The organism is Agrobacterium tumefaciens (assembly GCF_013337285.1).
Classification (GTDB): domain Bacteria; phylum Pseudomonadota; class Alphaproteobacteria; order Rhizobiales; family Rhizobiaceae; genus Agrobacterium; species Agrobacterium burrii.
The window spans coordinates 294,949-307,568 of sequence record NZ_SUPW01000001.1 but is presented as its reverse complement, the minus strand read 5'-3'; the positions used below and the strand labels follow the sequence as shown (position 1 = coordinate 307,568).

The window sequence follows — 12,620 nt, the reverse complement described above, 5'->3', positions numbered from 1 at the left end:
CGCCACATTGTGTTGCTTGGAACACACTAGGACGGAAAGAGATTCGCCGATGTGACGCGACTCTCGCCTGACTTCAGGAATGTGGCGCTGGCTGGCCAGCGATTGGGAGTAGTGCATGCGGAAACCCGCCGCCGAAAACACTGTTGCCGACGAAGCAGCGGGCATGGTGGTTGCCGATCGCAGGATGTCTTTTGCCCTGCCGGGGTTGGTGCTCGCCGGCGTCGCCCTCGTTTGCGCCATCCTCACCCTCTTCGTGCTTCTGGGGGTCACACCGATTGCGCCGACATCGAATGTCGTCATCGCCTCCGTTGTCATCAATTCGATCTTCGTCATCGGCCTGATCTTTTTGATCGGCCGCGAAATCAACCGTCTGCTGAAAGCGCGCAAAAAGGGCAGGGCGGCGGCCCGTCTGCACGTGCGCATCGTCGTGCTTTTCTCCATCGTGGCGATCACGCCCGCAGTGCTTGTCGCCATCTTCGCCAGCCTGACGCTGAATGTCGGTCTAGACCGCTGGTTTTCGCTTAGAACCCAGTCGATCGTCGATTCCTCCAGCAATATCGCCCAGGCCTATATGATGGAAAATGCCGGTTACCTTCAGGGACAGACCCTGTCGATGGCCACCGACCTCGATCGCAACCGCGCGCTTTTTTATCTCGACCGTACCGGTTTCGTCGATCTGATGACCCGTCAGGCCAAGGGCCGCGGCCTGCTTGGCGCGTTTCTGGTGCAGGAAGATGGTGACGCCGTTGCGCAGGCCAACATCAAGACGGAAAAACCGCTTCCCGCCATTCCGCACGATGCGCTGGAAAAGGCCGCCGCCGGCCAGCCGACTCTGATCCCGCCCGGCATAACCAACCTTGTCGGCGCCATCATCAAGCTTGAGGGCATCGAGGGAACTTTCCTCTACACCGTTCGCGCCGTCGATCCCAAGGTGATGGGCGCGATGCGGCTGATGGAGGAGAACCGCGCTGAATACAAGGCGATGGAAGCGGGCCGCGCGCCGCTGCAGATCGCCTTTGCCATTCTCTATCTCGGTTTTGCGTTGATCGTGCTTCTGGCAGCCATCTGGACCGCAATTGCAGTGGCCGACCGTATCGTGCGGCCGATCCGCCTTCTCATTAGCGCCGCAGATAGTGTCGCGACCGGCAATATGCATGTGCTGGTTCCCGTTCGCGCCGTCGATGGCGACGTCGGGCGCCTGTCGCGCACCTTCAACAAGATGGTCTCGGAACTGCGCAGCCAGCAGGATCAGATCATCGAGGCGAAGGACGATATCGACGATCGCCGCCGCTTCATCGAGGCCGTGCTGTCTGGCGTTACCGCCGCCGTTATCGGCGTTGACGAAAATCGCAAGATCACCATCGTCAATCCGTCTGGCGAAGAATTCCTGGCGCAGACCTCCGAGCAGCTGATCGGTGCGCAGCTTTCGGAGATCGCGCCTGAGATCGAACAGGTCGTGACCGAGGCCAATACCTGGGCGCGTGGAAATTTCCGCAAGCAGATCAACATCATGCGGCGCGGCAAGGAGCGGACGCTCAATGTGCAGGTAACCCGCGAGGATGCCCGCGACAGCCGCGATAGCTATGTCATCACCCTCGATGACATCACTGATCTCGTCATCGCCCAGCGCTCCACCGCATGGTCGGATGTGGCGCGCCGCATTGCCCATGAAATCAAGAACCCGCTGACGCCGATCCAGCTTTCCGCCGAGCGCATCAAACGCCGTTTCGGCAAGCAGATCGACGAGAGCGACCGTGCCGTTTTCGATCAGTGTACGGACACCATCGTCCGGCAGGTCGGTGATATCGGCCGGATGGTGGATGAATTCTCGGCCTTCGCACGCATGCCGAAGCCGACGAAGGAAAAGTCGGACCTGCGTTCGATCCTGAAGGATGCGGCGTTCCTGCGCGAAATCAGCGCCGCCGACACGAAATTCTCAACGGAGCTGGGCGATATCCCGCTGGAAGGCATGTTTGATGCCCGCATGCTGGGCCAGGCGTTCGGCAATCTCATCAAGAATGCGACGGAAGCGATCGAGGCGGTGGAGGGCGAAAAGCGGCCGGGGAAAATCCTCGTGCGCGCCTCTTTCGACGAGGCCAACTCCCGTTTCGTGGCTGACATCATCGACAATGGCCGCGGCCTTCCCGTCGAAAACCGTCACCGCATTCTCGAACCCTATATGACGATGCGGGACAAGGGCACCGGCCTCGGCCTCGCCATCGTTAAGAAGATCATCGAAGAGCATGGCGGATATCTGGAACTCCACGATTCCCCGCCGGAGTTCGACCATGGCCATGGCGCCATGATCAGAGTGCTGCTGCCCTATATCGAGGCGGTCGGCGGCGAAAATAATAAGGAAGCAGCATATGGCGTCTGATATTCTGGTCGTGGATGACGAGGCGGATATTCGCGAAATCGTAGCGGGCATTCTGTCCGACGAGGGCCACGAGACCCGCATGGCGTTTGACAGCGACAGCGCACTGGCCGCCATTTCGGAGCGTGTGCCGCGCCTGATCTTTCTCGACATCTGGATGCAGGGTTCGAAGCTCGACGGTCTGGCGCTGCTGGACGAGATCAAGAGCCGCCATCCCGAAATTCCTGTCGTCATGATTTCCGGTCACGGCAATATCGAAACCGCCGTCAACGCCATCAAGCGCGGCGCTTTCGATTTCATCGAGAAACCGTTCAAGGCCGACCGCTTGATCCTGATCGCCGAACGGGCGCTGGAAAACTCCAAGCTGAAGCGCGAGGTTCAAGAGCTCAAGAAGCGCACGGGTGATGCGGTTGAACTCGTCGGTGCTTCGCTTGCCGTTTCGCAGCTTCGCCAGACCATCGACAGGGTAGCGCCCACCAACAGCCGCATCATGATCCTCGGCCCCTCCGGTTCCGGCAAGGAACTGGTGGCGCGCATGGTGCACAAGAAATCTTCGCGCGCCACCGGACCTTTCGTGGCTCTGAACGCCGCGACGATCACACCGGACCGCATGGAGATCGCACTCTTCGGCACCGAAGGCTTACCCGGCCAGCCACGCAAGGTCGGTGCACTCGAAGAGGCCCATCGCGGCGTTCTTTATCTCGACGAAGTCGGCGAAATGCCGCGCGAGACCCAGAACAAGATCCTGCGCGTGCTGGTCGACCAGCAGTTCGAGCGCGTCGGCGGCGGCAAGCGGGTGAAGGTGGATGTGCGCATCATCTCCTCGACCGCCCATCACCTTGAAAGCCTGATTGCCGAAGGCCAATTCCGTGAGGATCTATACCATCGCCTTGCCGTCGTGCCGGTAAAGGTGCCGGCTTTGTCCGAACGGCGTGAGGATATTCCCTTTCTCGTCGACATGTTCATGCGGCAAATTTCCGAACAGGCCGGCATCCGCCCGCGCAAGATCGGTGATGACGCCATGGCCGTTCTCCAGACGCATGACTGGCCGGGCAATATCCGCCAGCTGCGCAACAATATCGAGCGGCTGATGATCCTCGCCCGCCCCGAAGGCGGCGAAGCGCCGATTTCGGCCGACATGCTGCCGGCAGATATTGGCGACATGCTGCCGAAGATTTCGGCGCAGGGCGACCAGCACATCATGACCCTGCCGTTGCGTGAAGCCCGTGAAATGTTCGAACGGGATTATTTGGTGGCCCAGATCAACCGTTTCGGCGGCAATATTTCGCGCACGGCGGAATTTGTTGGCATGGAAAGATCGGCACTACATCGCAAACTGAAATCTCTCGGCGTATAAGGACAGAAGGCGCATCGCCGTAACCAATTATTCCGTCAGAGAGACAGCATGAAAGTCATCATTTGCGGCGCAGGGCAGGTGGGTTACGGCATAGCCGAACAATTGTCGCGCGAGGATAATGAGGTATCTGTGATCGATACCGCCGCGCCGCTCATCTCCGCCATCACCGAAACGCTCGATGTGCGCGGTTATGTCGGCCATGGCGCGCATCCGGATATGCTGGCGAAGGCGGGCGCGGACCAGGCGGACATGATCATCGCCGTCACACTGCATGACGAGATCAACATCGTCGCCTGCGAGGTGGCGCATGCTTTGTTCAGCGTGCCGACCAAGATCGCCCGCATCCGTGACCAGAGTTATCTGAAGCCGGAATATGCCGATCTCTTCAGCCGCGAGAACATGTCCATCGACGTGACGATTTCCCCGGAAGTGGAAGTCGGCAAGATGGTGTTGCGCCGCATCGCCTTTCCGGGCGCCACCGACGTCGTGCGGTTCGCAGATGACACGATATACATGCTGGCGATCGAATGTATGGAGGACTGCCCGGTCATAAATACGCCGCTGCACCAGCTTTCCAACCTCTTTCCGGACCTCATCGCCACGGTTGTCGGTGTTTTCCGTAACGGCATCCTCAAGGTGGCGCATTCCTCCGAACAGTTGCGGGTCGGCGACCTTGCCTATGTCATCTGTCAGCGCCAGCACGCCCGTCGTACCCTGAGCCTGTTTGGCCATGAAGAGCAGGAAGCACAGCGCATCGTGATTGCCGGTGCCGGCAATATCGGCCACTTCGTTGCCCGCAAGATCGAGGAGATGCAGCCGAAAACGCGGGTGAAGATCATCGAGGCGGATCGCGACAGGGCTGTTGCCGCATCGGAGCAGCTCAGCAACACCATCGTCATGCATGGTTCGGCGCTTGATCAGAAAATTCTGATGCAGGCCGATATTCAAGATGCGGACCTGATCGTGACGCTGACCAATAACGACCAGACGAATATTCTGGCCGCCGTGATGGCAAAGCAGCTGGGTTGCAAGTCCAATCTGGCGCTGCTGAACAGCTCGTCCTTTCATGATGTCGCGGGTTCGCTCGGACTTGATGCCTATATCAACCCTCGCGCCGTCACCATCTCCCGCGTTCTCCAGCATGTGCGCAAAGGCCGCATCCGCTCGGTTTATGCCGTGCAGCGCGGTTCGGCGGAGGTGATTGAGGCGGAAGCGCTGGAAACCTCGCCGCTGGTAGGCCAGTCCTTCCGTGACATCGACATGCCCGACGGCGTGCGCATCGGCGCGATCTATCGCGACGGCGTGGTCATCCGCCCGGATGGCAGCACGAAGATCAAGGCCAAGGACCGCGTCGTGCTGTTTGCGTCAGCGGACGCAGTGCGCGACGTGGAGCAGCTTTTCCGGGTTTCGATACAATATTTCTGACTGTTTCGAATCGAAAAAGCAGGTCAATACTCGTACCCGTCAGGCCGTTTTCGCCGTTGCGGAACGGGACATGATTTGATACCAGAGTTGCAGGCTGGCCAAGCGGGGGACTAGACTCGGCCGGTTTATTATTGATTGATTATTTTCCGGTGTCCCTGCCGGCAATAAAGAAAGAAGCGGCGCCATGGCGGAACGTTCTCAAAACCTTCAGGATCTTTTCCTCAATACCGTTCGTAAGCAAAAGATTTCGCTCACGATTTTCCTGATCAACGGCGTCAAGCTGACTGGCGTTGTCACCTCCTTCGACAATTTCTGCGTGCTTCTGCGCCGTGACGGTCATTCGCAGCTGGTCTACAAGCATGCGATCTCCACCATCATGCCCGGCCAGCCGATGCAGATGTTCGAAAGCGAAGAAGGCGCAGCCTGATCAGGCTCCCTCTGACGGTATCTTCGATATAGACTGACCTGGATCGGAACATTTCCGGTCTGGTGAGGTTAATCTTCATGGCCGTCCGCGCGGATGCTGTCGGCCGCAATGTTCTTTCTGGATAAGGCTGAGCCCATTTCGACGCGCGACACTTCGAACGAATCGATCATTCCGGAGCAGGAGAAGCGCCGCGACGACATGCGCGCCGTGGTCCTCGTGCCGGTCCTCAAGCAACAGCGCGAAAATCGCGATGCGGCGGCAGCACCAGCTGCTCCCGGCCGCTCCGTGGAAGCCAAACTTGAGGAAGCAAAGGGTCTGGCGCTCGCCATCGAACTCGAGGTAACGCAGGGTCTCATCGTTTCCGTCAATCAGCCTCGCCCCGCCACCCTGTTCGGAACCGGCAAGATCGAGGAAATCGGTCATCTTCTGGATGAAACCAATTCCGGCCTGGTGATTGTCGATCATCCTCTGACCCCGGTGCAGCAGCGCAATCTCGAAAAGCAATGGAATGCCAAGGTCATCGACCGCACAGGTCTGATCCTTGAAATCTTCGGTCGTCGCGCTTCCACCAAGGAAGGCACGCTGCAGGTCGATCTTGCGCATCTGAATTACCAGAAGGGCCGCCTCGTCCGAAGCTGGACCCACCTTGAACGCCAGCGCGGTGGTGCAGGCTTCATGGGTGGTCCGGGTGAAACCCAGATTGAGGCCGACAGACGCCTGCTGCAGGATCGCATCGTCAAGCTCGAAAAAGAGCTGGAGCAGGTGGTGCGCACCCGTCAGCTTCACCGCGCCAAGCGCCGCAAGGTGCCGCATCCGATCGTCGCGCTGGTCGGTTACACCAATGCCGGCAAATCCACGTTGTTCAACCGCATCACCGGTGCTGGCGTTCTGGCGGAGGACATGCTGTTCGCCACGCTCGACCCGACATTGCGGCGCATGAAACTGCCGCATGGCCGCACGGTTATCCTGTCCGATACCGTCGGTTTCATTTCCGACCTGCCGACGCATCTCGTCGCGGCTTTCCGTGCGACGCTGGAAGAGGTGCTTGAAGCCGATCTCGTTCTGCATGTGCGTGATATGTCCGATCCTGACAATGCCGCCCAGTCTGCGGATGTGCTGCGTATTCTCAGCGATCTCGGTATAGACGAGAAGGAAGCCGAAAAGCGCATCATCGAGGTCTGGAACAAGGTTGACCGTCTGGAGCCGGAAGCGCATGACGCCATCATGCAGCGCGCCGAAGGCCGCTCTGACATCCGCGCCGTTTCGGCGATCACGGGTGAGGGCGTCGATGCCCTGATGGAAGAGATTTCAAAGCGCCTGTCCGGTGTACTGACGGAAACGACTGTTGTCTTGTCTGTCGAGCAATTGCCGTTGATCTCCTGGGTCTATAGCAATTCCATCGTCGATAACCGTGAAGACCATGAGGACGGATCGGTTGCGCTGGATGTCCGCCTGTCGGAAGCGCAGGCCACTGAGCTTGAACGGAAGCTCGGCAAGTCAACTGTACGCGAGCAGGAAGACTGGGAGCGCTAACGCTTCGCAACGGTGTTCGTCACTTGCATTCGACGTCATCCTCGGTCCTGTGCCGAGGATCTAATCACGTTGAGTAAAATCAATACGTTGCAGATCCTCGGGACAAGCCAGAGGATGACGTTGGCGTGATTGGCCTGCCCGGCTTTCCCATCTAACGACGCTGATCTTCTTTCGTGCCCGGTTCGAGGCGGTACGGCCAAAACCGTGCAGCAGTGGGAGAGGCAGACGAAGGAGAGGTTCTGCTTTTGCCATCACCCGGAGCCCGGGCATGCTGTCCAATTGATCAGGACGGAGCCACATCAAGCGACCGCTCGATGCGTTTTGCCGCCTGCCAGAGGTCTTCCATTCTCTCAAGGCTCGCGGCTTGAAGCGTCTCGCCATTGTCGCTGAGCGATGTCTCGATGTGATTGAAACGCCTGCGGAATTTCGTGTTGGTGCCGCGCAGCGCATTTTCCGGATCGGCCTTGACGTGGCGGCCGATATTGACCAGCGCAAAGATAAGATCACCGAGTTCGTCCGAAACCTTCTCCGGCCTGCCTTCCGCCAGCGCCTCGCGCAGCTCGGCTATTTCCTCTTCGATCTTGTCGAGAATGGGCGCCGGATCCGACCAGTCGAAACCGACGCGCGCCGCCTGTTCCTGCAGCTTCAAAGCCTCGGTCAGCGCCGGTTGGCTGCGCTGCACGCCGCCCAGAAAACCGGCCTTGAAATCCTCGGTAATACCCCGGCGCGCACGGCGCTCCGCACGCTCGCGTTTTTCTTCAGCCTTGATCTGGTCCCATTGCAGCTTGACCGTTTCCGGTGTGTCGGCACTGGAGACGGCGAAAACATGCGGGTGACGACGGATCATCTTTGAGGTGACGGCATGCACAACGTCACCAAAAGCGAATTCGCCCATTTCCTCTGCGATGCGAGCATGGAAAACCACCTGTAGAAGAAGGTCACCCAGCTCGTCACACAGATCGTCCGTATCCTTGCGCTCGATGGCATCGGCAACTTCGTAAGCTTCTTCGATGGTATAAGGCTTGATCGTCTCGAAGGTCTGAACGATATCCCACGGGCAACCGGTTTCCGGCTGGCGGAGCGCCTCCATGATCTCGATCAGGCGGGAAATATCCTTCGAGGCTTCCATATGTCTCAAACCTTTGTTTTTACGCATTTTCCGCGCGGAAATCCGCACTGTACCCTCAACGAAAATGCCCTAATTCAGCGGAATATCGTTGTCGCTCTTCGATGACTGATAGCTGGTGGAGAGATCATCGTAAGTTGCCTTGATGCGGGCCGTCTGCGCCTTCAGCGTGGTTTTCAACGGATCGTCCTCGCCCTCAACCAGATCGGCGATGAAGAAAGAGTTCCAGAAGGCGTTGTTGCGGCGATAGCCGCCCGGCTCCAGCCCGAATACCTCTTTCAGGATTTTCAGATCATGCGGGATTGCAAAAGCATCGCGTGAATCCTCATGGCTGAAGAAGGAATAGAAATTGTCGAACCCGGCCCAGGTGATGGCGGACATGCACATGGTGCAGGGTTCATGGGTGGAAAGGAAAATCAGGTCCTTGGTATTCGGCTTTTCACCCAGCTCGTAAAACCGCTTCAGCGTATGCACTTCGCCGTGCCAGAGGGGATTTTCCAGTTCGTTGTTCGTCTCGGCAACCACCAGCGACAGGTCGGATTTGCGCAGGATCGCCGCACCAAAAACCTTGTTGCCCAAGCTCACACCGCGGGCCGTCAAGGGCAGGATATCGTGCTCGATGACGTCGAGAAGGCGGGACGCGAGGCGGTGGCTGGTCAAGGGTCTGATCCTTTGTGCCGCTTTAAAGAAAGCGGTATTCGCATGGAGAAAACGACAAAAAATGGTCCTCCCTTGTTCGGCGCGAGGATCCGGTTTGTCAAGGGATTCTCATGGGTTTGAGGGCACCGTGACCGGTGCAAAACAGGGGTGCCGGTTTGTTTTCCTCAAAAACAGGGGTGTTCGAGAAATAAAAATCCAGGTGCTGGAAAGGCTTGAATTTCTGTTTCTTCAATCTTGCGCCGCAATGCGGGATATATGTCCAATGCACAACGAACATGATTTTTCTGCTGCTGGCGACCGCCTTTCAACCTTCCCCGCTTTCTTCCGGGTTGAGGGGCGGCAGGTTGCTGTTTTCGGAAATGGTGACGAGGCTTTCGCCAAGGTGAGGCTTCTCGCCAACACCAATGCGCATATCGTCGCTTACGCCGATCAGCCGGAGGCGGATTTTGCTCGCTATATCAGCGAAAACTGTATTGATCATCGGGCTTTGGCTTTCGCCGCTGCACTGATCGAAGGCGCAACGCTGGTTTTTGCAGCCACCGGAAAAGAGGCGCTGGACCGCGAAATCGTATCTGCCGCGCGCGCGAAGAAAATTCCCGCCAATGCGGTGGATCAGCCGGAATTTTGTGATTTTTTCACCCCGGCGCTGGTCGCCCGCGCACCCATCGCCATCGCCATCGGCACGGAAGGGGCAGGGCCGGTTCTTGCCCAGATGATCCGCGCCCGCATTGACCAGATGCTGTCGCCATCGCTCGGAAAGCTTGCACGTCTTGCGGTACAGTATCGCGATGCAGCCGAAGAAAATGTGCCGAAGGGCGCGTTGCGGCGCAATTTCTGGCGGCGGTTCTTTTCGGGTGCGGTTGCGGATGCTGTCGCTCTCGGGGACACCTCGTCCGCCCGTCATGCCGCTGATCGCCTATTGCAATCGCCCCAACGCAGCGAAGGCCGCGTCTGGCTTGTGGGCGCCGGTCCCGGTGCGGAAGATTTGCTGACGCTGCGCGCACAGCGCGTGCTGATGGAAGCCGATGTGATTGTCTACGACGCTTTGGTGCCGCAGGCGATTGTGGATATGGGGCGCCGCGATGCCGAGCGCCTGTCCGTCGGCAAGCGCAAGGGCTGCCACAGCAAGTCGCAGGAAGAGATCAACCGTCTGCTGGTGCGCCTCGGCAAAGACGGCAAGCGCGTCGTGCGCCTCAAATCCGGCGATCCGCTGGTCTATGGCCGGGCAGGCGAGGAAATGGCGGCGCTGCGCAATGCCGGCATCGGTTACGAGATCGTGCCGGGCATCACCTCCGCCTTCGCCGCCGCTGCGGATTTCGAATTGCCGCTGACGCTGCGTGGTGTCGCCTCGTCCCTGATTTTCACTACCGGCCACGATCTGACCGGTGATGTGCTGCCCGATTGGGCGCGCCTTGCCGTCTCGGGCGCAACCATCGCCGTCTATATGGGCCGCAGCGTTGCCGCTTCGGTGGCGACCCGATTGATTGAAGCCGGGCTGGGTGTGGAAACCACCGTCGCCGTCATCGAAAACGCCAGCCGTGCGGATCGCCGCCTGCTGCATGGCACATTGAACGATCTGCCCGACCTCGAACATCGCGATGAACTGACCGGCCCGGTCATGGTCATCATCGGTGATGCGGTGGCGGGTGCGAATTTTGACAGGTCCGAGCCGCTTGCCCTAGCAAAGCTGACGGACCGCAAACGGGAGTATGCAAATGGTTGACAAGGTTTTGACCGCCAATCGTCTGGGCGATGGTATCGCCGTCTGGCTCGACGCCAATGGTGACTGGACGGAGAACCTGCAGGGCGCCATCGTTGCCCGCCATGCGGAGGCCGTCGCTTCGTTCGAGGAAATCGGCAAGCGTGATTTTTCCGCCAACAAGGTGGTCGATGTGGCCATCGTCGATGTGGTGGAGGAGAATGGCAAGCTCTGGCCGACCCGGCTTCGCGAACGCATTCGCGCCGCCGGCCCCACCATGCACTATGCCGCTGGTTTCAAGCCGGCCGATGCAGCCTTTATCGCAGTCTGAGGAAGAAGATGTACCGTTACGACGAGTTCGATCACGCATTTGTTGAAGGCCGCGTGGCACAGTTTCGCGATCAGGTTGAGCGCCGGCTATCCGGCGAGCTGGCCGAGGACGCATTCAAGCCGCTGCGCCTGATGAACGGTGTCTATCTGCAGCTGCACGCCTATATGCTGCGCGTTGCCATTCCCTACGGCACGCTGAATTCGCAACAGATGCGGATGCTGGCCCATATCGCCCGTAAATATGACCGGGGTTACGGCCACTTCACCACCCGCCAGAACATCCAGTACAACTGGCCGAAGCTTTCCGATACGCCGGATATCCTGTCCGAACTGTCGAGCGTGGAAATGCATGCGCTCCAGACTTCCGGCAACTGCATTCGCAACGTCACCGCCGATCATTTCGCCGGCGCGGCCGCCGATGAGGTCGCCGATCCGCGCCCCTATGCGGAAATCCTGCGTCAGTGGTCCTCAGTGCATCCCGAGTTCTCGTTCCTGCCGCGCAAGTTCAAGATCGCTGTCACCGGTGCCGAGCGCGATCGCGCCGCCATTCAGGTTCATGATATCGGCCTGCATCTGAAAAAGAACGACAAGGGCGAGATCGGTTTTGCCGTTTATGTCGGTGGCGGGCAGGGCCGTACGCCGATGATCGCCAAGAAAATCCGCGATTTCCTGCCGGAAGAGGACCTGCTGTCCTACACCACGGCGATCATGCGCGTTTATAACCTGCACGGCCGCCGCGACAATAAATACAAGGCGCGCATCAAGATCCTCGTGCATGAAACCGGCGCGGAAGAGCTGTCCCGTCAGGTCGAGGTCGAGTTCGCCGAGCTGAAAAACACCGAATTGAAGCTGCCTGATGTCGATATCGCGGCGATTTCCGCTTATTTCGCACCGCCGGAACTGAAGAACCGCCCCGAAGGCTGGGAAAGCCTGGCGCGCTGGAAGAAGGCGGATGAGGGTTTCGCCCGTTTCGTTGACCAGAATGTCCAGCCGCACAAGCACCCCGATTACGGCATGGTGACGATTTCCCTGAAGCCGATCGGTGGTATTCCGGGCGATGCGACCGATGAGCAGATGGACCTCGTCGCTGATATCGCCGAAGAATACGCTTTCGACGAAATCCGCATCAGCCACGAGCAAAACATCATCCTGCCGCATGTCGCGCTGGCCGATCTGGAGCCGATCTATCGCGCGCTGGTGGGTGCTGGCCTTGCGACCGCCAATGCCGGGCTGATCACCGATATCATTGCCTGTCCCGGGCTGGACTATTGCGCGCTTGCCAATGCGCGCTCCATTCCGCTGGCGCAGGAAATTTCCACCCGCTTTGGTTCTCATGAACGCCAGTTGGAAATCGGCGAACTGAAGATCAAGATTTCCGGCTGCATCAACGCCTGCGGCCATCACCATGTCGGCCATATCGGCCTGCTGGGTGTAGAAAAGAAGGGTGCGGAACTCTACCAGATCACGCTTGGCGGATCGGGTGATGAAAACACCTCGATCGGTGAGATCATCGGCCGTGGTTTTGAGCCGGACAGGGTAACTGACGCCATTGAAACCATCGTCGATACCTATCTGCGGCTTCGCCTGTCGAACGAGGAAATCTTCCTCGATGCCTATCGCCGTGTCGGACCGCAGCCTTTCAAGGATGCGCTCTACGGTTCCGCCGCCGAAGCCGCCTGAGGAGAGTGT

The 12,620-nt window shown here is 59.0% G+C and carries 10 protein-coding genes; 8 read left to right on the top strand and 2 right to left on the bottom strand.

Annotation, left to right across the window (positions count from 1 at the left end; genetic code table 11):
* The first annotated feature begins 115 nt into the window (after nucleotides 1-115).
* From FCH38_RS01465 to hflX, 5 genes are all read left to right on the top strand, one after another.
* Nucleotides 116-2,377, top strand: coding sequence for a sensor histidine kinase NtrY-like (locus FCH38_RS01465; protein ID WP_149897647.1), 2,262 nt, complete (start codon nucleotides 116-118; stop codon nucleotides 2,375-2,377).
* Nucleotides 2,367-3,731: a sigma-54-dependent transcriptional regulator gene (locus FCH38_RS01460; protein ID WP_003496149.1), complete on the top strand. Its 1,365-nt coding sequence runs from the start codon at nucleotides 2,367-2,369 to the stop codon at nucleotides 3,729-3,731. Before FCH38_RS01465 ends, FCH38_RS01460 begins: the two co-directional genes overlap by 11 nt.
* Nucleotides 3,732-3,779: 48 nt before the next feature.
* Nucleotides 3,780-5,156: a Trk system potassium transporter TrkA gene (gene trkA / locus FCH38_RS01455; protein WP_174372644.1), complete on the top strand. Its 1,377-nt coding sequence runs from the start codon at nucleotides 3,780-3,782 to the stop codon at nucleotides 5,154-5,156.
* 184 nt (nucleotides 5,157-5,340) lie between these two features.
* Complete coding sequence (hfq, locus tag FCH38_RS01450; protein WP_003496145.1) at nucleotides 5,341-5,583, top strand: RNA chaperone Hfq; 243 nt, start codon at nucleotides 5,341-5,343, stop codon at nucleotides 5,581-5,583.
* A gap of 108 nt (nucleotides 5,584-5,691) precedes the next feature.
* Nucleotides 5,692-7,116 (top strand): GTPase HflX, encoded by a 1,425-nt coding sequence (hflX, locus tag FCH38_RS01445; protein ID WP_174372643.1) that lies wholly within the window; start codon nucleotides 5,692-5,694, stop codon nucleotides 7,114-7,116.
* A 283-nt stretch (nucleotides 7,117-7,399) separates the two neighbouring features.
* Here hflX and mazG read toward each other — a convergent pair whose 3' ends face one another.
* Nucleotides 7,400-8,245 (bottom strand): nucleoside triphosphate pyrophosphohydrolase, encoded by an 846-nt coding sequence (mazG, locus tag FCH38_RS01440; protein ID WP_174372642.1) that lies wholly within the window; start codon nucleotides 8,243-8,245, stop codon nucleotides 7,400-7,402.
* A gap of 69 nt (nucleotides 8,246-8,314) precedes the next feature.
* Nucleotides 8,315-8,902, bottom strand: a complete 588-nt coding sequence (locus tag FCH38_RS01435) for a deaminase (RefSeq protein WP_174372641.1) — start codon at nucleotides 8,900-8,902, stop codon at nucleotides 8,315-8,317.
* 262 nt (nucleotides 8,903-9,164) lie between these two features.
* Here FCH38_RS01435 and cysG point away from each other — a divergent pair, with 262 nt between their 5' ends.
* Genes cysG through FCH38_RS01420 form a run of 3 tightly spaced genes read left to right on the top strand, consistent with a single transcriptional unit; the run spans nucleotide 9,165 to nucleotide 12,611 of the window.
* On the top strand, nucleotides 9,165-10,625 hold the full coding sequence (gene cysG, locus FCH38_RS01430) for a siroheme synthase CysG (protein ID WP_174372640.1): 1,461 nt from the start codon (nucleotides 9,165-9,167) through the stop codon (nucleotides 10,623-10,625).
* Entirely contained in the window at nucleotides 10,618-10,932 is a 315-nt protein-coding gene (locus FCH38_RS01425) for a DUF2849 domain-containing protein (RefSeq protein WP_174372639.1), read from the top strand. Before cysG ends, FCH38_RS01425 begins: the two co-directional genes overlap by 8 nt.
* 8 nt (nucleotides 10,933-10,940) lie before the next feature.
* Nucleotides 10,941-12,611, top strand: coding sequence for a nitrite/sulfite reductase (locus FCH38_RS01420; protein ID WP_174372638.1), 1,671 nt, complete (start codon nucleotides 10,941-10,943; stop codon nucleotides 12,609-12,611).
* The last annotated feature ends 9 nt before the right edge of the window (nucleotides 12,612-12,620 follow it).

What these genes read in the sequence shown, in the direction of transcription:
- cysG (WP_174372640.1), top strand. Translation starts at nt 9,165, where the DNA reads ATGCACAACGAACATGATTTTTCTGCTGCTGGCGACCGCCTTTCAACC.
- hflX (WP_174372643.1), top strand. Translation starts at nt 5,692, where the DNA reads ATGTTCTTTCTGGATAAGGCTGAGCCCATTTCGACGCGCGACACTTCG.
- hfq (WP_003496145.1), top strand. Translation starts at nt 5,341, where the DNA reads ATGGCGGAACGTTCTCAAAACCTTCAGGATCTTTTCCTCAATACCGTT.
- FCH38_RS01420 (WP_174372638.1), top strand. Translation starts at nt 10,941, where the DNA reads ATGTACCGTTACGACGAGTTCGATCACGCATTTGTTGAAGGCCGCGTG.
- FCH38_RS01460 (WP_003496149.1), top strand. Translation starts at nt 2,367, where the DNA reads ATGGCGTCTGATATTCTGGTCGTGGATGACGAGGCGGATATTCGCGAA.
- mazG (WP_174372642.1), bottom strand. Translation starts at nt 8,245, where the DNA reads ATGGAAGCCTCGAAGGATATTTCCCGCCTGATCGAGATCATGGAGGCG.
- FCH38_RS01425 (WP_174372639.1), top strand. Translation starts at nt 10,618, where the DNA reads ATGGTTGACAAGGTTTTGACCGCCAATCGTCTGGGCGATGGTATCGCC.
- FCH38_RS01465 (WP_149897647.1), top strand. Translation starts at nt 116, where the DNA reads ATGCGGAAACCCGCCGCCGAAAACACTGTTGCCGACGAAGCAGCGGGC.
- trkA (WP_174372644.1), top strand. Translation starts at nt 3,780, where the DNA reads ATGAAAGTCATCATTTGCGGCGCAGGGCAGGTGGGTTACGGCATAGCC.